Raw genomic sequence first — 20,109 nt, 5'->3', positions numbered from 1 at the left:
TCGTCAGCCCGCGATCGAGTCGAGCTGTTCGGCGGCCGGCCGCACCGGCCACAGGTTTCCTCCCGGCGGTGCCTCCAGCCACGGGACGGCTCGCCTCGCCGCCGTGTCGCCTGCGTCCGCGGCCGCGCGGGCGACGTCTCCGGCCGCGTACCGGTGGAACTCCAGCTCCGGATGCGGCCAGTCGGCCGCGCCGGTCGCGGCGGGCAGCAGATACCGCACGGCCGCCGCCAGGTTCTGGCCGTCGGGGCCGCGGTGGGCCCACAGGTCCACGCCGACATGGCGGCCGACCGCGGCCAGTCGGGTGTGGGCGACGAGGGCGAACGCCGAGTAGTGCCAGCTCCTGGTGCGTGCCAGTTCCAGGGGCTGGCTGCCGTCGGCCGCGATCTGGGTGTCGATCCGCTTGCCGGCCGCCGCCCGCACAGTCGTGCGGGCCAGCGCCTCGTCGCCGGTCGAGAAGGCGAGGGCGGCGACCAGCAGGTCGTAGAAGGTGCCGTGGTTGTTGGCGGCCGCGGCCTCCTGCGCGCCGAACGCGCTGGTCGTCAGCCAGGTGAGGAAGGCGGTGTTCCACCGCCGCATGCCGTCGCGGTCGCCCCGGGTCCAGCCGGGAGCGCCGGTGTCGAGGATGGCGAGGGCGTCGACGACACTCGTGTACGACTGGGAGAAGTCGATGATGCCGATGGCCCGCCCGTCGAACCTGCACGGAATGAACTGGGCGTGGTCGAGGTGCGGGTTCATCCGCGTGGCCGGGTCGAGGAACCAGGTGCGCAGGATCTGCGCGGCCTTCTGCGCATACCGCCGGTGACCGGTGTAGTACCAGGCGAGCGCGAGGTCGTAGGTGGAGTCGAAGACCTTCTCGACGTCCTGACGGTCGGTGCCCGAGTCGACCTCGGGGTTGCGTTCCCCGTCCCGCTGCACGTACGGACAGCCCCATGGGTTGTCGGGCGCGGGGGTCGTGGTAGGCCACCAGTAGGGCGCCTGGCTCAGGTAGTCGTGCACGTCGCCGCTCGGCGCGGGACGCGGTTTGTCCACGACCGTCCACGGCCCCTGATCCAGCCACCCGTCGGCGCGCCGCGTCAAGGCCGACACGGCGCGCCGGAGTTCGGGATCGCCGCGCCGAAGGTCGGCCTTCGCCTGCCGGAGCCGGAAGCCGTCGAGAACCGCCGTCCTCGGCGTGGCGGGCGCCGCGTGCGCGGAGGCCGAGGGGACGACCGCGGCCAGGAGAGCCGTGATCAGCGCCAGGACCACGGCCCGCGCAGACCTTCCAGCCATCGCACCCCCATTCATATGAGTGAACAGAATTCACGTTCAAGGTCGTGCGAGCGTAGGCGTGCCGAGCGTGCGGGGCAACAGGTCGCACAGGAGAGGCGCATCTGAGCCAGGGTTTGTCTGCGGGGTTGACGTGGCAGAGGTGGCGGTCCACGTTATAGCTCGCTCGTCGGTAAAGTTTCCCAACCTTCGACTCGACGCATCTCGATGTTCATGTGGGTGAATGGCGGAGTCGCGGTACGGAGTCGCTCGTGCGGGACCCCGCAGGAGCCGAGGACGCGAAGGGAGTCGGCCCGTGACGGCAGACCAGCGCCGGGGCAGCGGCACAGCCCCCGTCGGAGGGATCACCAGACGGGGGCTGCTCGCCGGGGCGGCGCTCGTGGCGGCCGGCGGCACGGCCGAGGCCGCCACCCGCGAACCGGGGCAAGTCCCCACCATCTGGCGGGAGTTCCTGAGCGATCCCTACACCCACCCGCAGATCCCCTTCGTGGGCCGCGCGGGCTGCCGCGGAGGCGCCGTGCGCCTGCCCCGCCGTCCGGTGGTGGCCGACGTGTGCGACCACGGAGCCGTGACGGACGGCAGGACCGACTCCGCTCCCGCCATCAACCGTGCCATCGCCGCTGCCGCACGGGCCGGCGGCGGCACGGTCGCCATTCCGCCCGGCACCTACCGCATCGACGACGTCATCCGCATCGGCCACTCGAACGTCGTGCTGCGGGGCGCCGGCAGCGGCCGGACCACCCTCCTCGCGACCCGGCACCTCACCGAACTGATCGGCGCCTACGGCTCCCGGTACGGCGGCGACAAGTCGTCCTGGTCCTGGGCGGGCGGCCTCATCTGGCTGGCGCCCGAGGCCCGTTGGACCTCGCTGGTGGCGGCGATCAGGGCACGGGAGTGGCCCTTCGAGGGCTGGACCGGCAACCGGCGGGACGAGTGGCGCCCCCTCACCGCGGTCGAGCCCGCACGGCAGGGCTCCCGGACCGTGCGCGTCGCCGACCCGTCACCGCTCCGCCCCGGCGCTCTGGTCCTGCTCCGCCTCACCGACGACGCCGACCACACACTGCTGGAACACATGGCGGGCGACGGGCCCGGCCCGCAGGCGTACTTCTGGGACGACAAGACGAAACTGACCTCGTACGTGCCCTACGAGTGGCCGGTCCGCATCACCCGCGTCCGCGGCCGGGACGTCACCCTCGAGCGTCCCCTTCCGCTCGACGTACGCCCCGAGTGGCAGCCGTGGCTGACCACGTCGGTCACGCCGCTCACGGGGGCGGGCGTCGAGGGCCTGACCCTGGAGGCCGTGGAAACCCCCCAGTCCCCGCATCTGCTCGACAAGGGCTACAACGGCGTCGTCCTCCAGTGCGCCTACGACTGCTGGGTCGACGACGTGACGGTACGGCACGTCGACAACGGATTCGGCCTGGTCGCCGCCTCGGCCTGCACGGTGCGGCGCACGCGGGTGGCCGGACGCGGCACCCACCACCCGTACTTCTGCCGGGAGGGCTCGCACGACAACCTCGTCGAGGACTTCACGATCGAGCAGCGCACCACTCCCGCACCGTCCAACACGCAACTGCACGGCATCAACGTCGAGGGCCTGTCCTCCTGCAACGTGTGGTCGCGCGGCGTCATGGAGATGGGCACCTTCGACAGCCACCGGGGCATGCCCTTCGCCAACGTCCGCACCGACATCACCGTCAACAACAACGGCCGCCACGGCGGCGACGCGAGCGCCGGCCCGCTGTTCGGCGCACGCTTCACCCACTGGAACATCCGCGTCACCAACGGCCGCGCGGGACTGATGAAGATCGACGGCCTGGCGCCCTGTTCCGCCACGGTCGGCATCAACCAGGTGCGGGAGTTCGACCAGATCGACGTCCCCGACTTCACGGGCGACCTGAACTCCCGCCTGGAGCTGTACGGCACCACGGACGCGGTGCGCCCACGCAACCTGTACCGCGCACAGCGGGACCTGCCCGACGTCTGACACGCGACCGCCCCGAGCCTGCGGGTGCGCTCCGCGAGGCACCCGGAACACCCCTCCCCATCCCCCACTTGACGGAGTAGGCAGCCATGAGTCTTACCCGGCGTAATGTCCTTGCCACGGCGGTCGGCACCGCCGCCGCGGTCGGTGCCGCGGCCCCACCGGCCGGCGCCGTCGAGGCCCGGTCGCAGGCGTCGACCGAGAGCGAACTGCGCGCGGCCGCCGACTACGCGGTGGAGAAGATCTCCTCGGTCGCGCCGGGCGTGCGGGCCTTCCCCGTCGGGACCAGGTTCGAGAAGTGGGTGTACTCCCAGAACGGCGACTGGGTGGGCGGGTTCTGGCCGGGCACCCTGTGGATGGCGCACCTGCACAGCGGAGACGACGCACTGCGCACCCTGGCGCTCGACTCGGCACGGCGGCTCGCTCCCCGCCAGTACGACACCACCACCCACGACCTCGGCTTCCTCTTCTACCCGTCCTGGGTCACCACCTGGCGTCTGACGGGCGACGACAGCTGGCGCGCGGGCGCCGTCAGAGCCGCCGACTCCCTCGTCCAGCGGTACAACCCGCAAGGGCGGTTCATCCGCGCCTGGGGGGCGCTCGACGATCCGAACAACGCCGGGCGCGTCATCATCGACACGATGATGAACCTGGATCTCCTCGCCTTCGCCAGTCGGCAGACGGGCGACGAGAAGTACCTCGACATCGCCGTGCAGCACGCCACCACGGCCCAGCGCGTCTTCCCGCGACCGGACGGCTCGACCCCGCACGTCTTCGACTTCGACCCGGGCACCGGCGCACCGATCGGCCCGAACACCGTGCAGGGCTACAGCGCCACGTCGTGCTGGGCGCGCGGACAGGCATGGGGCCTCTACGGGTTCACCACCATGTACCGGCGCACCGGCAACGCACAGTTCCTCGCCACCGCACGCAGACTCGCCGACTTCGCGATCGGGGCGCTGAGCGCGGACCACGTGCCCGTCTGGGACTACCGCGCACCCCAGCAGCCGAACGACATCAAGGACGCGTCGGCCGGCGCGATCACGGCCTGCGGCCTGCTCGACCTGGCCGCCGCGACGGGCCGTACCCACTACCGGGACGTGGCCCTGCGGCTGCTCACCGCACTGGCGCGGACCTGCCTGACCCGGAAGTCCCCCCGGGCCGAGGCGGTGGTGGCGCGCTGCACCCGCAACCGGCCGGCCGAGGACGGGATCGAGATCTCGCTGCCCTACGCCGACTACTATCTGCTGGAGGGCATCCTGCGCGTCCTCCGCCCTCAGGACGTCGACCGCGCGATCGACCTGTCGACCGTCTGACGCGGACGACGGCCTCGCCGGTCGGCGGTGCGCGCAACCCCCACCGCCGACCGGTGACGCCGCCGGGGCACCTCAGGTTCGATCTGGCGGAAATTTCCGGCATACCCCTGCCACATACATCCCCAACCGGGCATTCTGTAGAGCCGTTCCGGCCTTGTTCCACAGGGGGGTCCGTCATGGCTGGTGGAAATCGTGGCGCGCTGGGGCAGTTGGTCAGAACCCTGAGCCTGGCGACCCTGGCGACCGTCTACGTCGGCAGCCTGCTGATCACCTACCGGCAGCTCCACGCGAAGCCCGTACTGGAAGAGGTCATAGGTGCCCCCGACTGGACCCGCGCGGTCCTGGTCATGGGCCTGGTGGTGGGCGGCGGCCTGGGCACGGCGGCCGCGATCGTCGACGGCCGCCGCGAGTTCTCCTCCTGGTTCCTGACGGCCGTCGGGGTGGCCGCGGCCCTCGCCTGGAGCCTGTGGGCCTCGCACAGTTCGGGAGAGGCCGACGTGCATCTGCTGTTCGCGGCGGCCGCACCCGTGACCAGCCTGCTGGTGTGGGCGGAGCTGATGAGGCAGTTCCGCAACCGGCGCACGCAAGCCGCGCCGGTGTAGCGGGAGATCAGCCCACCGGCGACGGACGTCGGCCGAGGGTGTCCACGTGCGTCGCCCCGGTGAACTGCCCGGTGTCAGCGCTGCAGACGGACGGTGAAGTGCCGCTCGGTCTCGCCGGCGGGAACGGTGCGGACATGGCCCCGCGCGGTGCTGTAGTCGCCGGACCCGCCGGTGATGCCGACGTCGACGGACGACGGGGCGGGCAGGTGCAGCAACGACTGGGCGGTGAACTGCCCCTCGGGGAGCGCGAAGGTGCCCAGGCACTGCAGGGCGGCGGGACTGACCTGGGTGTAGGTGCAGACGGCGCTGTGATCGCCCACCTTCCTGCCGTCACGGTAGAGATCCTCGTGCACGATCCGCTGGTCCCCCACGCTGACTCCGGGCTCTCCCACGTCGACCTCTCCGGACGAGGTCTGCTTGCCGACCAGCCGGAAGGTCTCCACCCGGTGGTTCTCGGCGGGCGCGTCGGCCGCCGCCGAGGGCGCGAACGCCGCACCGCCGACGAGGGCCGCGGCCGCGGCGACCACTGCGCCCAGGGAGCGCAGCCTTCTTGTCCCGGTGATGTTCGGCATCTGACTGCTCCGTTCACCTGTTTGCGTGCAGATGTGCGGACGTGCGGACGCGGGGATGACGAGGTTGGCCTGAACAGTCTGTGTCACCAGCATAGGCGTGCCGCACGCCCGTTGGCGGGTGGGGCCGGCGGCGCCGGGCGGCGTCGACGCAGGTGCGGCGGGGTGCGCCGCCCCGGATCGCCCCGAAGGCGTCGCCCCGTCATCCTGGAACGGTAAGGGCTCGCCTCGCTGTCGGAGGGAGGGGCGATGAAGGCCGTACGAACGCACGAGCGCGATGCCGGTGTGGACGGCCTGGTCGTGGAGGAGGCACCGTACCCGTACGCCGGTGAGGGCGACGTCATCGTGAGGGTGCGCGCGGCCTGTTTCACCCCGGACGAACTGAACTGGCCGGCCACCTGGGTCGACCGGGGCGGCAGGGCCCGGGCGCCCGTCATCCCGGGACACGAGGTGTCCGGTGAGGTCGCCGAGGTGGCGGTCGGCACGACCGGGCTGTCGGCCGGTCAACGGGTCGTGGGGCTGACCGACTGGAACCGGGACGGCACGCTCGCCGAGTACGTGGCGGTGGAGGCGCGCAATCTTGCGCCGCTGCCCGCCGGGATCGACCACGTGGAGGCGGCGGCGCTGCCCATGCCGGGCCTGACCGCCTGGCAGGGCCTGTTCGTCCACGGAGGGCTGGAGGCCGGGCAGAGTGTGCTGGTGCACGGGGCGGGCGGGGGAGTGGGCATGGCCGTGACCCAGCTGGCCCGCGATGTCGGGGCGCGCGTGATCGGGACCGGGCGGGCGAGGAGCCGGGACCTGGTCCTCGAGCTCGGCGCGGAGGTGTTCCTCGACCTGGAGCATCCGGCGTGGGAGGAGGCCGTGGGCCGCGTCGACCTCGTCTTCGACGCCGTCGGCGGGGACGTGCTCGACCGCTCGGCCGCCCTGCTCCGGCCCGGGGGCACGCTGGTGAGCATCGCCCAGCCGCCGACCGTGCGGCCCGAGGACGGTCGGGCCATGTACTTCATCGTGGAACCCGACCGCGACCACCTCCGGGAGATCGTCGGCAGGCACCGTCAGGACCGGCTGCGCCCGTTGGTGGGCGCCGTCCACCCGCTCGACCGTGCCCCGGAGGCGTTCCGCGCGAAGAAGGGAACGGCCGGCAAGACGGTCATCCGAATCGAGTGAGCTCGGCCAGGTCTCCGTCAGTCGCCGGGGCCTTCCGGACGCACACCCTCGACGAAGGCCGCCTCGACCTGGGCGACGCGGTCGGCCTCCTCGAACACGCTGAGGACCTGGGCGGCGGGGACGACGAGAGCGCCGGACGCGTCCGCGAACACGTAGTCACCCGGGCGGACGGTCACGCCGCACACGACGACCGGCCGGTTGGCCTCGAACGGCGTGACGACGTCACCGCCCCACTTGCTCGTCTGCCCCCGGCAGTAGACGGCCAAGTCGTACGTCGCGATCTCGGGGAAGTCCCGGATGCGCCCGTCCGCCAGGACGCCCGCGAGATCCTGCGCCGCCACCAGCGCCAGCTTCGACCCGCCGCCCAGGGACACGTCGGGATGCCCGTTGCCGGCCAGGACCAGCACGCGGCCCCGCGCGCCCTCTCGGACGGCGTCCCGGAACAGCCGGGAGAAGCTGTACTGCTCGGGCGGCAGGATCTCCTGGCAGGAGGGGAGGAAGGAGATCGTCACGGCGGGGCCCAGGAGGACACGCCCCGGCGTCGGGCTCACCAGGCCGTCGATGTGACACCGGTGGCGGTGCATGCGTCCCATGGCATCGACGACGTCTGGGGTCCGCACGCGCGCGGCGAGCTCCCGCACGCGGTCGTTCCTGTCTGGCATGAGGTCTCCCGAGCCTGCGTACGGCCGGTGCGTGGGCGGTGGGAACGAATTCGGAGCGGCGGGCCGTGGCGGTGCACTCCGCGTCAGGCCGGTACCGGCATCTGGACGTACGCCAGTCCGCCGGCGTCGAGCCACATCTGGGAGGGGGAGCGGACCAGGCGCATGAGAACGCCCTCGCAGCCGGGACACCGCAGCACCATGCCGGGACCGCCGAGGTACGCGTGCGCCTGGGCAAGCACCATCTCCTCGTCGCAGCCGCGGCACCGTCCGGAGGCCATGGTCATGTCCGTCCCGAACACGGACTGCAGCTCTCCGGCGGCGGCGTTGCCGTCGAGAAAGTCAGGCGTCTGGCTCATGGGGATCACCTCCCTCCCGGGCTTGCGTACTGCTCATCGACTATTGACTGGGCCCGAAACGCTCGGTCCGGATGCGCGCGGGGTGGTGACCGAGGGCCACGAGCAGGCCGGCGGCCGTTTCGACGAAGCCCGTCGAACCGCAGACGTAGCAAGTGGGTTCGAAGTCCGGCGGCCACCCGGCGCTCGACAGGTCGGAGGCGGTGAACCGCCCGGGAGGACGCGGCCACTGCGGTGGGGTAGAGCGGCTGTAGAGGTACGTCTTGTCCAGACCCGGGTCGTCCAGTCGCAACTCCGACACGAACAACTGGTGCTCGGGGCTGCGCACGGAGTACACCAACCGGAACGGCGTACGACTGCCGACCGCGCGACGCATGCGGATCATCGCCATCAGGGGCACCAGCCCGGATCCGCCGCCCACGAGCAGGATCGGCTCCTTCTGCTCGGGACGCCACACGAACCAGCCGCCGACCGGGCCGCGCAGCTCCACCACGTCACCCACGGCGAGATCTTCCGTCAGGTACGGGGAGACTTCACCGTCGTCGACGCGCTGCACGGTCAGCTCGACGTGCTCGCCATCGGCTGCTGATGCCAGTGAGTAGCTGCGCTGTGTGCTGTAGCCGTCTTCCGCGGTGAGCCGGACATCGACGTGCTGCCCGGCCAGATGGCCCGGCCAGTCCGGCACCTCGAACACGAGGGTGCGTGCGACCTGGGACTCGACGCGCCGATCGGTCAGACGGGCGGGCTTCCAGCGCAGCCGGCCCCCTAGTCGCCTTGGTACCGCTGCTCGCGCCATGGGTCCCCATAATTGTGGTAGCCGACGTTCTCCCAGAAGCCCCGCTCGTCCTCGTCGAGCAACTGAATGCCGCGCACCCACTTCGCGGACTTCCAGAAGTACAGGTGCGGAACCAGCAGTCTGGCGGGGCCGCCGTGCTCCGGATCGAGTTCCTCGCCGTCGAAGCGGTACGCGATCCACGCCTGTCCGTCGAGAAGGTCCTCCAGGGGCAGGTTGGTGGTGTAGTCGCCGTAGGAGTGAACGAGCGCGTACTCGGCGCCGGTCTCGACGTCCTCGAAGAGGACGTCCAGGGACACTCCCTGCCACTCCGTGTCGAACTTCGACCACTTGGTGACACAGTGCAGGTCGACGGTCGGTGTCTGGCTGGGCAACGCCATGAGCTCGGCCCAGTTCCAGATGTGCCGATCGCCCGTCTCCGTGCGAATGGTGAACTCCCATTCGTCCAGGTCCACTCTTGGTGTGGGTCCGGCGGACAGGACGGGGAATCCCGCCGTCTCGTACTGCCCAGGAGGAAGTTTGTGCCGCGCATCCCGCTCTCGGCCGTGAAATCCGCGTGAAATGATGGGCATGTCGTGCCCCCATTCTCAGAACCGGGCCTTCTCCATTCTCCCGGACGGCGCCCGGCTCAGCATCTCGCGGGCCGAGGTCCGTCGCAGAGCGGCCTGGTCACCGGTGACGCTGCGAGGTGGAGCGGGCACGGAACGGGCGCATGGCGGATGTGCGCCGGCTCGGCGGATACGGGTGACGACGGACGCTGCCCCGTTCCGCTGTGCTGTGGGCCGTTGATCGTCCTAGGCTGATGGCACGAACTCCTCCTACCGGGCCGCCACGAGGCACGCGGCGTTCCGGACCTGAACGCCCGCTGCGTCCAGGGCCGCACTCAGCCAAGGAGATCGATCGATGGCCGCCAGCAATCTGGTTCTTCTCGGCAACGCCGGCGGCGTGGGCCGCACGGTATTGCGGCAACTGCGGGAGCACGGCGTGCCGGTGCGCGCGATGGTGCGCCGCGACGACGACCGTGCGGCCGAGCTGCGCGGGCTCGGCGCGGAGGTCGTCGTCGGCGATCTGACGCGGCCCGAGACGGTTGCCGCGGCGCTGGACGGCGTCGGCAGGATGTACTTCGCCATGCCCGTCTCACCGGACCATCTGCTGGCCGCGACCGTGGTGGCCAGCGTGGCACGCGAGCACGGAGACCTGGACGCACTGGTGGGCATGTCGCAGATGACGGTGTCCCAGATGACCGCCACCAGCACCGCCGAGTCGCGCCAGCAGCGCCTGCACTGGCTGGCGGAGCAGGTGCTGAACTGGTCGGGGCTGCCGGTGGTGCACATCAGGCCGACGTCGTTCCTGGACAATCCGCTGTTCACCGTGTTGCCGGCGCGCACGATCCGGGAGAACGGCACGATCGCGCTGCCGTTCGGCACCGGGCGCACCTCGCCGGTCGCCGTCGAGGACGTCGCCCGAGTCGTCACGACCGTGCTGCGCGACCCGGGCCCGCACATCGGACACGTCTACGAGCTGACCGGCCCGCGCTCGGTGGACATGACGGAGATGGCCGAGGAGTTCTCCCGGGCGCTGGGGACTCCGGTGTCCTACGTGGACGTCCCGCCGGACCGGTGGCGGGCCGAGATCCTCGCGAAGGTGGGCCTGCCGGCGCACACCGAGGAGCACATCGTCACGATGGCCCGACTGCACCGGGAGAACCGCTACGACCGTGCCACGGACGACGTCCAGCAGCTCACGGGCGTGCCCGCGCGATCGGTCGAGGAGTTCGTGGCCGCTCGCAAGGACTTCTACCTGGGTTGAGCGCGGCAGGCGGCACGTTGTGCGACGCCTGTGCGTGGCTGATTCCGCACGTCGTGTGAAGAAGGTCGTCCTGGGACTACTGTCGGCAGCATGAGCGAGACAACCCAGCGTTCCGTCGTCGTCGAACGCACAGGCAACGGCCAATTCGTCGCGACCAACGCCCGCGGCGGAACGATCAGTTTCGGTACGGCGTCCGATGCCGGCGCGGACACCGGGTTCACCCCGGTCGAACTGTTCCTCGCCGCGCTCGGCGGCTGCACGGCCGCGGACGTCGACACGGCGACAAGTCGCCATGCGGAGCCGAGCGAGTTCTCCGTCGCGGTGACCGGAGACAAGAGCAGCGACGATCTCGGCAACCGCATGGTCGACCTCAGGATCACCTTCACCGTCGCCTTCCCGGACGGTGAGGGCGCGGATCGGGCCCGCGCCATTCTGCCCCGTGCGGTGAAGACCTCCCATGACCGTCTCTGCACGGTCAGCCGCACGGTCGAGACCGGCACGCCCGTGACCGCGACGATCAAGGACGCCTGAGGTCGGAAGACGCCTGAGGTCGGAGGACGCCTGAGGCCGTCGGCCGACCTGTTCTCCCGCCGGTCCCTGCCGACGGGATGCGCACGGATTCCCGCCGGTGCATGGTGGATTGGTCTGCTGCTGAGGCTGTGCCTGTGGCTGCCCGGCCGGCCTCGTCATTCTTCTCCAGGCCCAGGTAGGTGATCGACGTGGATGAGACTGCCCGGCAAGTGATCATCGTCGGCTCCGGTCCGGCCGGCTACACCGCCGCCCTCTACGCAGCCCGTGCTCTGCTGAGTCCGTTGGTGTTCGAGGGGTCCGTCGCCGCCGGCGGTGCGCTGATCAACACCACGGACGTGGAGAACTTCCCGGGTTTCCCGGAGGCGGTGCTGGGCCCGGATCTGATGGACAGGATGCGGACGCAGGCGCATCGCTTCGGCGCGGAGATGGTCCCCGAGGACATCGTGGAAGCCCGTCTGGACCAGGAGGTCAAGGAGGTCGTCGACAGCGCCGGAAGGACGCACCGGGCCAGGGCGGTCATCCTCGCGACCGGGTCCCGCTACCGCGAGCTGGGTCTGGAGAACGAGAAGCGGCTGTCCGGGCGCGGCGTGAGCTGGTGCGCCACCTGTGACGGCTTCTTCTTCCGCGACCAGGACGTCGTGGTCGTGGGCGGCGGCGACTCCGCTCTGGAGGAGGCCACCTTCCTCACGAAGTTCGCCCGCTCGGTCACCGTCGTGCACCGCCGGGACAGGCTTCGCGCCTCGAAGATCATGCAGGAGCGGGCAGGTCGCAACGACAGGATCCGTTTCCTGTGGAACCGAGAGGTGGTCGACGTGCTGGGGGAGGACAGAGCCACCGGCGTGCGCCTGCGTGACGTGAACACCGGGGAGGAGAGCGACCTGCCGGTGACCGGGGTCTTCATCGCCATCGGGCACGATCCGCGCGTCGAACTGGTCAAGGACCAGGTCTCTCTTGACCACGCCGGCTACGTCGCCGTCGAGGGCCACTCCACGCGCACGAACCTGAACGGCGTGTTCGCCTGCGGCGACGTCGTCGACCACGAGTACCGGCAGGCGATCACCGCCGCCGGGACCGGCTGCGCGGCGGCCCTGGACGCCGAGCGGTACCTCGCGGCGCTCGACGACTGCATGACCGCGGACGAGGCCCGCCTCGAGGCCGTGACCGTGGCCGAGCTCGTGCACTGAGACGGTCGCGGTCTTGGCGGGCGGCGAGGAACTCGACGACGCGGTCCTCGCACGCTCCGCTATTCAGGGGCGCGTGACATGGGTGACGTCACCCGCCCGTCGTTGATCAGGACGCCGCGCGCTTCGGCAGCCGCCAGTTCGGCCGCGGGAAGTGGCAGGTGTACCCCTCCGGGTACCGCTGCAGGTAATCCTGGTGCTCGGGCTCGGCCTCCCAGAACGGTCCCGCCGGCACGACCTCGGTGACCACCGTGCCCGGCCACAGGCCGGAGGCGTCCACATCGGCTATGGTCTCCTCGGCGATTCGCCGCTGCTCGTCATCCACATAGAAGATGGCGGAGCGGTAACTGGCGCCGATGTCGTTACCCTGCCGGTTCTTCGTCGTCGGGTCGTGAATCTGGAAGAAATACTCCAGAATCATTCGGTAGTCGGTTGCCGCGGGATCGAAAATGATCTCAATCGACTCGGCGTGGTTTCCGTGATTGCGGTATGTCGCATTGGGCACGTCGCCGCCGCTGTATCCCACCCGAGTGGTGAGTACGCCGGGAAGCGCTCGAATGAGATCCTGCATGCCCCAGAAGCAGCCGCCCGCAAGCAGCGCCTTCTGTTGTACGTTAGTCATGAACCGTTTCTTCCCTCTTCTGTCGGGGGACTGTCCTTCTTCCCCGTGTGGCTCAACCATGGCCTCGGGGGAGATATTCCTGGTGACGACGCTCACACACCCGCTTCTCAGCGCCCGCTTTCCACTTTGCCCTTCTCGCACCGGATGTTCCCGAAAAGGGTGGAAATCTGCGGCACCGAGCAGCGCGATCACCGCTTCGAGCCCGTCGTGCCCCCGAACGGGATCATCCGGGTTCGCTGGCGTATTTGTGGATCAATTGATTGACTCAATCCTCATTTTGATCGAATGTGCCTAGCTGTCCATTTTCGGCCGTTGATACTTTAAGCTTCCTTGCGTCACGCCAGGGAGCGCGCTGGGGGCGCGCGTCGCAGGGGGAGCTGGTTGTTGTGCGCCGTGGATCGCGTTGTGCGGCCCTGTTGGGCTGTACCGCCCTTTTCTTTTCGTCACTGCTGGTCGCGGTGCCCGCCCACGCCGCGGATCCGACCGCTCCGTACGCCGAACTCGCCCCGGATTCCGGCCGCCTGGTGCCCGGAGGGCAGCCGCTGAGGGTCGACGCCCTGTTCCACAACACGCTGGACGCCGACGTCACCGACAGCTTCATCGTCGCCGTGGGCGCCCGACTCGCCCCGCCGCCCTCGGCGCTGACGCCCGATCAGATCACCGTGGAGTGGTTCGACGCGGCCGCGTCCGTGTGGCGCTCGGTGGAACTGACGTCCGGCGACACCGCGCTCTCCGGCTACCTCAGCACCGACGACGGACTGCCGTCCGTGGGTTCCCTCCCGGCGGGCGAGACCGCCCGGATCGGCCTGCGCATCTCGCTCGCCCGCGCGGTACCCACCTCGACCACCCTCCAGTTCGTCGCCCAGGGCCTCGTCCAGCCCATCCCGGGGGTCGACCCGGTACCCCTGATGGACGGCAAGGCGTCCTACTCGGTCGTCGCCGAGGCGACCGCCACGCCGTCGCCCACCGCCACGGCCACCAGTTCGGTCAGCGCTTCACCCAGCGACTCCGCGAGCCCGAGCCGCAGTGTCTCCGCCTCCGCCACCACCTCGGTCTCCGCCACGCCGTCCACGCCTTCCACGTCCTCCGCGCCCCCCGCGCCGGCTCCGTCGTCGTTGTCCGGCGGCAGCGGAGGGGACCAGCTCGCTGACAGCGGCACGCCAGGACTGGCCCTGCTCGTCGGCACGGCCGCTGTCGTGTCCACGGGCGGTGTCGCTCTGGTCGTGACCCGGCGGCCGCGCCGGGACTGAGGCCGCGCGGCCTTCGGACGCGTACACGGCGCCGCCGGCGCACCCGGCGTCTCATATCGCGCGTCCCGGTCCTGGGCCCGATCCGCACGTCCTCGTCCCTTCACGTCTCACGGGAGATCCCCATGCACCAGCGCACGGGCCAGGACGTCCTGCGCGACGTGGTCCGCAGTGTCGTACCGGCCGAACTGGACAAGGTCGACGCGACCTGCCGGGCCTATGCGGCCAGGCCGTATCCGCCGCAACGCCTGCACCGGTCGGCCGGGGACCCGCTGGGCACCGGCATCGAGACCGCCGTTCTGCTGCCGGTGCTCGTGGCGGTGGTCGCGCAGGTCCTCGCCGACCTCGCCTCCGGGCGCATCCGGGCGGGCGGCGCCCGGGTCGCCCGGTGGTGGCGCAGGCGCCGGCAGCGCGAGGAGGCCGAGGGCCGGCGCGTGGCGCTGACCTCCGCCGTGCCGGGGCTGTCCGAGGTGACGAGGCAGGAACTCACGGAGTGGGCCCTGGCCCAGAGCCGTGCCGCCGGCCTGTCTCCTGCCGAGGCCGGGGAGTGCGCCCGGATCATCGTCATGGCCGTGGTCCGCTCCGACGCGCCCCCGCCGCCGGGCGGCGCCGAACCGGACGCTCCCGAAGACCCGGGCGCCGCGCAGTCACCGGCGACCGCACCGCCGTCATGACCACCGCGCGGGGCGCCGTCCGGCCGCCCACCGAGCCACGCGACGTCGCCCGCGCGCTCACGACCAGCCCGCTGCCGCTGCCGACCACCACACGCCTGGTCCTGCTGGGCCTGGTCGCGTGCGCCGGCGCCTCCTTCACCGCGTGGTGGTGGCTGGTCCTGCGCCGCGGCAACTGGCCCGGCGCCCAACTCGGCTGTCTGCCCGCCACACCGGACATCCCGGACGCGGTGCTCGCCCGCTTCACCGGCTGCGTGTACGACGTCCGGCTGGCCCAGTCGGCAGTGGTGCTGTGCGGCCCGCTCGCGCTGCTGCTCCTGGCCCTGCTCTGGCGGGCCGCCGGACGCCGGCTGAGCCTGTGGTGGTGGCGGGCGAAACCCGACGCGTCGGAACTGCGCGCACGCCTGGACGCCGTACTGCCCGACGGAGCCGGTCCCCGGCCGGCGCTGTGGGTGCGTGGTCGGCGCGTCGGCGTCCGGGCCCGGGCGTCGGGCACCCGCCGCGCCCCGTGGATCGTGGCCGACTCGAACGTCTTCAACCTCCCCGACGGGCGGGTGGAGGCGATGTTCCGGCACGAACTGGCCCATCTGCGGCTGCGGGACGTGGGCCGGGTACGGCTGGCCTCCGCGGCCTGGTGGATCCTGCTCGTCGGCTGCACCGCGCCGGTGAGCGCCGCTCTGACACGGGAGCCGGGCGCGCTCGGCACCGGTGTGCTGGTGCGGATGACGCTGGTCCTGGTGATCACGGGTCTCAGCCTGTGCGCGGTGCTGCGCGCCCGGGAGTACGACGCCGATCTCCGCGCGGAAGCCGACCCGCGCGCACCGCGCGGCGCGACCGCCGACTACATCGGCTCCGGCCGCTCGCCGACCCCTCGCGAACGCCTGCTGGCGCGGGCCGGACTCGCCAGCCATCCCACCCCCGCGAGCCGCCTGGACACACTCGCGGACCCGGTGCGGACCTGGGGACTGTCGCCCTTCGACTGCTTGGCCACCGGGCTCGCCGCAGGGCTGATCCTCACCGACCTCGCCCTGCTGGTCGCCGCCCTTACACCCGAACGGACCCAGCTCGCCTACACCGTGGCGGGCGCCCTGACCGGCTGGGCCGTCGCCGGTGTGGTGACGGTGGCGTGGTGGCGGGCTGTCGCCGTGGGCCACCGCGACGCGACCGGCCGGCGCGCGGCGACCGCCGGGGCCGCGCTCGGGTTCGGCGTGCTCGCCGGAAGCCAGCTGTCCGGGCGCGCGGCCGGCGCATGGGTACGGGACACCACGACCGCGGACGGACTGGCCACGGAGCTCTCCCTCATCGATGCCCCCTGGCCGCGGGCGACGGCCCTGGCGGCGGTGCTGGTCGCCGGCGGTGCACTGTACGCGGTCTGGACCACCTCCCTCGCCCGTGCGACGCGGGCCGCCGTGTCCGGGCCGCGCTCGGCACCCGCCTGTGCCGCGGCCGTCGTCCTCTCCGGGCTCCTGGTGGCCGTACCGCTGGGCAGCTGGTTCCTGTTCGCCCGGCTGACCGCCGCCGGGCAGGGACACGTGCGGTGGGGTGTGATCGACACGCCCTGGTGGGTGGCCGGGGTGGCGCTGAGCGTCGTCGGCGCGCTGCTTCCGCTGGTGGCCGCAGGGAACGTCCGGCAGGCAGCCGTACCGGACCCGGCCGCCGTACGACGGCCCCGACCCCCGGCCGTCCTCGCGGTCGCCGGAGCACTGGTCCTCACGGGAGCCGTGTGGGCGACGGTCGGCGGCGAGTTCGCCGAGGAGGCGGCGCCGCGGTCATCGCAGTCCGCGAGCTCCGTGGTCTCCGGGGCGCCCGGCGTCGGGCAGCCCTCCGAGCCCTCGGGCAAGAGCAGCGCTCCCTCCGGTTCCCCAGCCACCGGCGACGTCGATGCCGATGTCGACGAGTCAGTCCCGCTGGACCAACTCCCAGATCTCCCGCCCGAGCAGGAGCGCACGCCCGAGATGCGCGCCGACCCGGCGCTCGTGTGCCGTGCGCTCACCCTCGGCGGCACCGCCGTCTGGAGCGACCCGCGACATCGGCGCGACACCGCGGAACTGCTGGGCGGCGTCGACGACACCGTGCTGCGGTCCGCGTCGGCCGTGCTGCGGCGCGACCCTTCCGGCCCCGTCGACCGCGACGCAATGGTCGCCTCGCTCCTCCGCTGCGACCTGTACTTCCGCTACCACCGCTGATTCACGGCACCCGAAAGAACCGACCGGCCCCCGCAGGAGGTACGTGTGAGCAGAACCCCCGCCCGTCTCCGCCTCACCGCTGTGCCGGTCGTGGTGGCCGTACTGGCCGCGGTGCTCACGGCGTGCGGTGACGGCGACGACCGCGCGGACGGCGTCGTACCGACCGGGTCGTCGTTGACCGTCCCGTCCCACACCGCTGGGACGGCGACGAGTTCCGGCTCGCCGTCGCCGAAGCCGTCCACCGGCTCACATGCGCCCAGCCGGACCCCGGGCGAGTCGCGCACGACTGGTGACACGGCCGGCAACAGAGGTTCCGGAGGCGGTGGCGGTTCCGGAGCCTCGGGCGGACCCGGAGGCTCAGGTGGGTCTGGGGGACCGGCGGTCCCGGCAGGCTCCGGCGGCTCCGGTGGCTCCGGTGGATCGGGAGGCTCGGGCCGGCCACCCGCCAGGACGACCGCTCCCGCTCCCGACGGGCCTCCCGCCTCCGCCGCTCTGTCCGCCGCCCTCCTGACGACGGCCCAACTGCCCTCCGGCTATGTGAAGACCGTGCTGGAGAACGATCCCCCCACCCGCTCGGACCGCTCCGAGTGCGTCAACACGCTCAACGCCCTGGAGTCCTACCGCAGCACCCGCCCGGGCGCGGTCGAGAGCCGGGTGACCTTCGCCCAGAGCAAGAGCGGACCGTTCCTCCAGGAGGTGCTGCGCTGGTTGCCGGCTGCGGGAGCGCGTCAGGATCTCCAGCAGGCGGCGGACGTGCTGTCGGGATGCGGGAGGTTCAGCATCGGCTGGAGCGACGGCACCACCGGCACCGAGGGGGTGGTGGCGCACGGATCGGCGGGGATCGGTGACGCCTCGTGGCACGCCACGGTCACCGTCACCGCCGAGACGTTCACCGTGCAGGAGACGCTCGTCCTGGTGGTCGTGGGGAAGACGCTGGTCGTCCTCAGCGAGGCGGGCAGTCCCACGGCGCCCTCCCGTTCCCGCACACTGGGGCTTGCCCGTACAGCGGCGGCACGCGTTCCCTGACCGGGGTTCGGGGGCACGGCCGACCGAGTCGCACGGGCGCGGGCTGAAACGGCGGCGTCGAACGCCGCGCGCGGGCGGAACGCTCCGCGGTCACCCGCCGCGGCTGAACGCCGCGCGGTCGGGGAGGTGGCGGACGAGCAGCACCGTGTCCCACGCCTGCCCCTGCTCGGCGACCAGGGGAGTGCCGCCGTCGCCGGCGTACAGCAACTCGCCTGCGTACCGCTCGAGGAAAACGCCCGCCCGCCGCGAGTACTCGTCGTAGGAGGCGCGGCCGTCGGGAGCGAAGCGCAGCAGGTTGAGCATGACGACGGGGACCGACCGGGTCCTGCGCCATCAGCCGCGCGAGATCGGCTCCCTCGGGGGCGACGGCCAGGCGATCCCCTTGTGGGCGCGGCTGCTGCGGAGGCTCGGGCAGAGGCCTGGAGGCCGCGCACCCTCCCCGCACACCGTCTGGTCGGTCCGCCTTGCGGGGAGACTCGGCGGCCGCAAGGCCCTTTGGTCCGTGGGTAGTTGCCTGTGCGTGGCTCATGCCGGAGCACGGCGAAGGGTCCGGGCGCGCGGGTGCGCCCGGACCCGTGACTCACGCGGCGAGAGCGTGACCGGGGTGCAGTACCACCTTGGTATAGCCCTCGATGCGCTTGTCGAACTTCTCGTACGCCTGCGGAGCCTGATCCAGCGGCAGCTCGTGGGACACCACGAAACTGGGCTTGGCCCGCCCGGCGATGATCATGTCGCGCAGCTGGCGGTTGTACCGCTTGACGTTGCACTGGCCGGTGCCGACCTTCTGGCCCTTCTCGAACATCCTGCCGATCGAGACCAGGAGTTGGCCGTGCTTGGCGTGCTCGTCGGGTCCGCCCGGGTCGGACGGCACATACAGGCCCGGTACGCCGAGCCTGCCGGTCGCCCGCACCGTTTCGACCAGCTCGTTGAGGACGATCGCCGGTTCCTCGTGGCTGGCGTCGTGCGCCTGGGCCTGGTAACCCACGGCGTCCACGCCCTTGTCGGTTCCCTCTCCGTTCATCTGTTCCTTGATCTGCTCGGCCGGGTCTCCCTGGGTGAAGTCGATGGGGATGGCCCCGATCTCCTCCGCCTTGGCGAGCCGCTCGGGCACGCGGTCGACCGAGAACACCTTCGCCGCACCGCGCAGCAGCGCCGAGTAGGCCGCCATCAGGCCCACTGGTCCGGCGCCGTAGACGGCCACGGTCTCGCCGGGTGTGACCTGTGCGAGCTCACAACCGTGGTACCCGGTCGGGAAGATGTCGGCGAGCAGCACGAAGTCCGTCTCGAACTCCTCGCCCTGAGGCAGTTTCAGGCAGTTGAAGTCGGCGAACGGAACCCGCATCCGCTCCGCCTGACCGCCCTTGTACGGGCCCATGGCCACGTAACCGTAAGCGCCGCCGGCGAAGCCGGGGTTCACCGTCAGGCAGAATCCCGTCTCTCCGGCGAGGCAGTTCTTGCAGAATCCGCAGGCGACGTTGAAGGGCATCACGACGCGGTCACCCTCGGACAGGGAGGTCACGCCGCTGCCGACCTCCTCGATGACACCGAGGTTCTCGTGTCCGAAGACGATGCCCGGCTCGGCCGCGGTGCGGCCCTCGTACATGTGCAGGTCCGAACCGCAGATGGCGGTCGACGTGACCCGTACGAGCACGTCGTTGGGGTGCTGGATCTGCGGATCGTCGACGTCCTTCACCGTGACGCTGAAGGGCCTCTCGTAGACAACGGCTTTCACCCGTGTCACCTCCCGTCGAGCGCTGGAAGGCGGCTGCGAGGGGCCGCGGCCGGGGACGCACATCAGGCGTGGGCCCTGGATGTGCGCCGGGCTGTCGGGCCCGCCTCACCGCCGGTACTTCCAGGTAACGCCCGCGGGTCAGGGGGTGCAACCCGCCTCGGGGTCAAGGCCGGAACGGTGCGTCGAGCGGCGCTTCCGCCCAACGGCACGCGGGGCAGATGATCTGGGCGCCGCGTCCGTAGCGGTGCGTGAGCCCCTGACAGCGCGGGCAGTATCCGACCTCGTCAGGGGCGCAGCCCAACAGTCGCGCGGCGGCCGTCCGGTCTGTCGCGGGGTCGATGCGCTGGGGCATCTCGTCCATACGTCCGAAGGTACGTCCGGCTCGCACGCCG

The 20,109-nt window shown here is 71.4% G+C and carries 20 protein-coding genes; 11 read left to right on the top strand and 9 right to left on the bottom strand.

The window, feature by feature from the left end; all coding sequences use genetic code 11:
* Nucleotides 1-3 precede the first annotated feature (3 nt).
* A complete protein-coding gene (locus tag IPT68_RS02485; protein ID WP_189701601.1) occupies nucleotides 4-1,269 on the bottom strand; it encodes an alginate lyase family protein in 1,266 nt (421 codons plus the stop codon).
* 292 nt (nucleotides 1,270-1,561) lie between these two features.
* Here IPT68_RS02485 and IPT68_RS02480 point away from each other — a divergent pair, with 292 nt between their 5' ends.
* The 3 genes from IPT68_RS02480 to IPT68_RS02470 all read left to right on the top strand — a co-directional run bounded on the left by IPT68_RS02480 (nucleotide 1,562) and on the right by IPT68_RS02470 (nucleotide 5,168).
* Nucleotides 1,562-3,253 carry a glycosyl hydrolase family 28-related protein gene (locus IPT68_RS02480; RefSeq protein WP_373300740.1) on the top strand — a complete coding sequence of 564 codons (1,692 nt, stop codon included), beginning with the start codon at nucleotides 1,562-1,564 and terminating at the stop codon, nucleotides 3,251-3,253.
* An 86-nt stretch (nucleotides 3,254-3,339) separates the two neighbouring features.
* Nucleotides 3,340-4,566: a glycoside hydrolase family 88 protein gene (locus IPT68_RS02475; protein WP_189701603.1), complete on the top strand. Its 1,227-nt coding sequence runs from the start codon at nucleotides 3,340-3,342 to the stop codon at nucleotides 4,564-4,566.
* A gap of 176 nt (nucleotides 4,567-4,742) precedes the next feature.
* Nucleotides 4,743-5,168, top strand: a complete 426-nt coding sequence (locus IPT68_RS02470) for a hypothetical protein (protein ID WP_189701604.1) — start codon at nucleotides 4,743-4,745, stop codon at nucleotides 5,166-5,168.
* A 74-nt stretch (nucleotides 5,169-5,242) separates the two neighbouring features.
* Here IPT68_RS02470 and IPT68_RS02465 read toward each other — a convergent pair whose 3' ends face one another.
* Nucleotides 5,243-5,740 carry an allene oxide cyclase barrel-like domain-containing protein gene (locus IPT68_RS02465; protein WP_189701605.1) on the bottom strand — a complete coding sequence of 166 codons (498 nt, stop codon included), beginning with the start codon at nucleotides 5,738-5,740 and terminating at the stop codon, nucleotides 5,243-5,245.
* 246 nt (nucleotides 5,741-5,986) lie between these two features.
* On the opposite strand from IPT68_RS02465, the gene IPT68_RS02460 reads away from it, so the two are divergent.
* Nucleotides 5,987-6,904, top strand: coding sequence for an NADP-dependent oxidoreductase (locus IPT68_RS02460; RefSeq protein WP_189701606.1), 918 nt, complete (start codon nucleotides 5,987-5,989; stop codon nucleotides 6,902-6,904).
* A gap of 17 nt (nucleotides 6,905-6,921) precedes the next feature.
* Here IPT68_RS02460 and IPT68_RS02455 read toward each other — a convergent pair whose 3' ends face one another.
* The 4 genes from IPT68_RS02455 to IPT68_RS02440 all read right to left on the bottom strand — a co-directional run bounded on the left by IPT68_RS02455 (nucleotide 6,922) and on the right by IPT68_RS02440 (nucleotide 9,284).
* On the bottom strand, nucleotides 6,922-7,566 hold the full coding sequence (locus tag IPT68_RS02455; protein WP_189701607.1) for an RraA family protein: 645 nt from the start codon (nucleotides 7,564-7,566) through the stop codon (nucleotides 6,922-6,924).
* Nucleotides 7,567-7,649: 83 nt separating this feature from the next.
* Nucleotides 7,650-7,922, bottom strand: a complete 273-nt coding sequence (locus tag IPT68_RS02450) for a DUF6510 family protein (protein WP_189701608.1) — start codon at nucleotides 7,920-7,922, stop codon at nucleotides 7,650-7,652.
* 40 nt (nucleotides 7,923-7,962) lie between these two features.
* Nucleotides 7,963-8,715, bottom strand: coding sequence for a ferredoxin reductase (locus tag IPT68_RS02445; protein ID WP_189701609.1), 753 nt, complete (start codon nucleotides 8,713-8,715; stop codon nucleotides 7,963-7,965).
* Nucleotides 8,685-9,284, bottom strand: a complete 600-nt coding sequence (locus IPT68_RS02440) for a sulfite oxidase-like oxidoreductase (protein WP_189701610.1) — start codon at nucleotides 9,282-9,284, stop codon at nucleotides 8,685-8,687. Before IPT68_RS02440 ends, IPT68_RS02445 begins: the two co-directional genes overlap by 31 nt.
* 331 nt (nucleotides 9,285-9,615) lie before the next feature.
* Here IPT68_RS02440 and IPT68_RS02435 point away from each other — a divergent pair, with 331 nt between their 5' ends.
* From IPT68_RS02435 to trxB, 3 genes are all read left to right on the top strand, one after another.
* Nucleotides 9,616-10,521 (top strand): NmrA family NAD(P)-binding protein, encoded by a 906-nt coding sequence (locus IPT68_RS02435; protein ID WP_189701611.1) that lies wholly within the window; start codon nucleotides 9,616-9,618, stop codon nucleotides 10,519-10,521.
* Nucleotides 10,522-10,611: 90 nt separating this feature from the next.
* Nucleotides 10,612-11,052, top strand: a complete 441-nt coding sequence (locus tag IPT68_RS02430) for an OsmC family protein (RefSeq protein WP_189701612.1) — start codon at nucleotides 10,612-10,614, stop codon at nucleotides 11,050-11,052.
* 188 nt (nucleotides 11,053-11,240) lie between these two features.
* The gene (trxB, locus tag IPT68_RS02425) at nucleotides 11,241-12,236 is read left to right on the top strand and encodes a thioredoxin-disulfide reductase (RefSeq protein ID WP_189701613.1); all 996 of its coding nucleotides are present in this window, start codon (nucleotides 11,241-11,243) and stop codon (nucleotides 12,234-12,236) included.
* Nucleotides 12,237-12,342: 106 nt separating this feature from the next.
* Here the strand turns inward: trxB and msrA are convergent, their stop codons facing one another.
* A complete protein-coding gene (gene msrA / locus IPT68_RS02420; RefSeq protein WP_189701624.1) occupies nucleotides 12,343-12,855 on the bottom strand; it encodes a peptide-methionine (S)-S-oxide reductase MsrA in 513 nt (170 codons plus the stop codon).
* A 458-nt stretch (nucleotides 12,856-13,313) separates the two neighbouring features.
* Between msrA and IPT68_RS02415 the strand changes: the two genes are divergently transcribed.
* The 4 genes from IPT68_RS02415 (at nucleotide 13,314) to IPT68_RS02400 (ending at nucleotide 17,985) form a co-directional block, all read left to right on the top strand.
* The gene (locus IPT68_RS02415; RefSeq protein WP_189701614.1) at nucleotides 13,314-14,105 is read left to right on the top strand and encodes a hypothetical protein; all 792 of its coding nucleotides are present in this window, start codon (nucleotides 13,314-13,316) and stop codon (nucleotides 14,103-14,105) included.
* 122 nt (nucleotides 14,106-14,227) lie between these two features.
* Nucleotides 14,228-14,776, top strand: a complete 549-nt coding sequence (locus IPT68_RS02410; protein WP_189701615.1) for a hypothetical protein — start codon at nucleotides 14,228-14,230, stop codon at nucleotides 14,774-14,776.
* Nucleotides 14,773-16,959 carry a M48 family metalloprotease gene (locus IPT68_RS02405; protein ID WP_189701616.1) on the top strand — a complete coding sequence of 729 codons (2,187 nt, stop codon included), beginning with the start codon at nucleotides 14,773-14,775 and terminating at the stop codon, nucleotides 16,957-16,959. The genes IPT68_RS02410 and IPT68_RS02405 overlap by 4 nt, the downstream gene beginning before the upstream one ends.
* Before the next feature lie 537 nt (nucleotides 16,960-17,496).
* On the top strand, nucleotides 17,497-17,985 hold the full coding sequence (locus IPT68_RS02400; protein WP_189701617.1) for a hypothetical protein: 489 nt from the start codon (nucleotides 17,497-17,499) through the stop codon (nucleotides 17,983-17,985).
* Nucleotides 17,986-18,075: 90 nt separating this feature from the next.
* Here the strand turns inward: IPT68_RS02400 and IPT68_RS02395 are convergent, their stop codons facing one another.
* The gene (locus IPT68_RS02395) at nucleotides 18,076-18,288 is read right to left on the bottom strand and encodes a hypothetical protein (RefSeq protein WP_228040205.1); all 213 of its coding nucleotides are present in this window, start codon (nucleotides 18,286-18,288) and stop codon (nucleotides 18,076-18,078) included.
* Nucleotides 18,289-18,565: 277 nt separating this feature from the next.
* Nucleotides 18,566-19,717 carry a glutathione-independent formaldehyde dehydrogenase gene (locus tag IPT68_RS02390; protein ID WP_189701618.1) on the bottom strand — a complete coding sequence of 384 codons (1,152 nt, stop codon included), beginning with the start codon at nucleotides 19,715-19,717 and terminating at the stop codon, nucleotides 18,566-18,568.
* Nucleotides 19,718-20,109: the final 392 nt, after the last annotated feature.

It is taken from the genome of Streptomyces chromofuscus (assembly GCF_015160875.1).
Classification (GTDB): domain Bacteria; phylum Actinomycetota; class Actinomycetes; order Streptomycetales; family Streptomycetaceae; genus Streptomyces; species Streptomyces chromofuscus.
The sequence above is the reverse complement of the archived record's forward strand: the minus strand, read 5'-3'. Positions and strand labels throughout refer to the sequence as shown.

Bases quoted from the DNA above. Each gene is read 5' to 3' on its own strand.
- IPT68_RS02485 (WP_189701601.1), bottom strand. From the start codon at position 1,269: ATGGCTGGAAGGTCTGCGCGGGCCGTGGTCCTGGCGCTGATCACGGCT.
- IPT68_RS02475 (WP_189701603.1), top strand. From the start codon at position 3,340: ATGAGTCTTACCCGGCGTAATGTCCTTGCCACGGCGGTCGGCACCGCC.
- IPT68_RS02470 (WP_189701604.1), top strand. From the start codon at position 4,743: ATGGCTGGTGGAAATCGTGGCGCGCTGGGGCAGTTGGTCAGAACCCTG.
- IPT68_RS02465 (WP_189701605.1), bottom strand. From the start codon at position 5,740: ATGCCGAACATCACCGGGACAAGAAGGCTGCGCTCCCTGGGCGCAGTG.
- IPT68_RS02460 (WP_189701606.1), top strand. From the start codon at position 5,987: ATGAAGGCCGTACGAACGCACGAGCGCGATGCCGGTGTGGACGGCCTG.
- IPT68_RS02455 (WP_189701607.1), bottom strand. From the start codon at position 7,566: ATGCCAGACAGGAACGACCGCGTGCGGGAGCTCGCCGCGCGCGTGCGG.
- IPT68_RS02450 (WP_189701608.1), bottom strand. From the start codon at position 7,922: ATGAGCCAGACGCCTGACTTTCTCGACGGCAACGCCGCCGCCGGAGAG.
- IPT68_RS02445 (WP_189701609.1), bottom strand. From the start codon at position 8,715: ATGGCGCGAGCAGCGGTACCAAGGCGACTAGGGGGCCGGCTGCGCTGG.
- IPT68_RS02440 (WP_189701610.1), bottom strand. From the start codon at position 9,284: ATGCCCATCATTTCACGCGGATTTCACGGCCGAGAGCGGGATGCGCGG.
- IPT68_RS02435 (WP_189701611.1), top strand. From the start codon at position 9,616: ATGGCCGCCAGCAATCTGGTTCTTCTCGGCAACGCCGGCGGCGTGGGC.
- IPT68_RS02430 (WP_189701612.1), top strand. From the start codon at position 10,612: ATGAGCGAGACAACCCAGCGTTCCGTCGTCGTCGAACGCACAGGCAAC.
- msrA (WP_189701624.1), bottom strand. From the start codon at position 12,855: ATGACTAACGTACAACAGAAGGCGCTGCTTGCGGGCGGCTGCTTCTGG.
- IPT68_RS02410 (WP_189701615.1), top strand. From the start codon at position 14,228: ATGCACCAGCGCACGGGCCAGGACGTCCTGCGCGACGTGGTCCGCAGT.
- IPT68_RS02405 (WP_189701616.1), top strand. From the start codon at position 14,773: ATGACCACCGCGCGGGGCGCCGTCCGGCCGCCCACCGAGCCACGCGAC.
- IPT68_RS02395 (WP_228040205.1), bottom strand. From the start codon at position 18,288: ATGCTCAACCTGCTGCGCTTCGCTCCCGACGGCCGCGCCTCCTACGAC.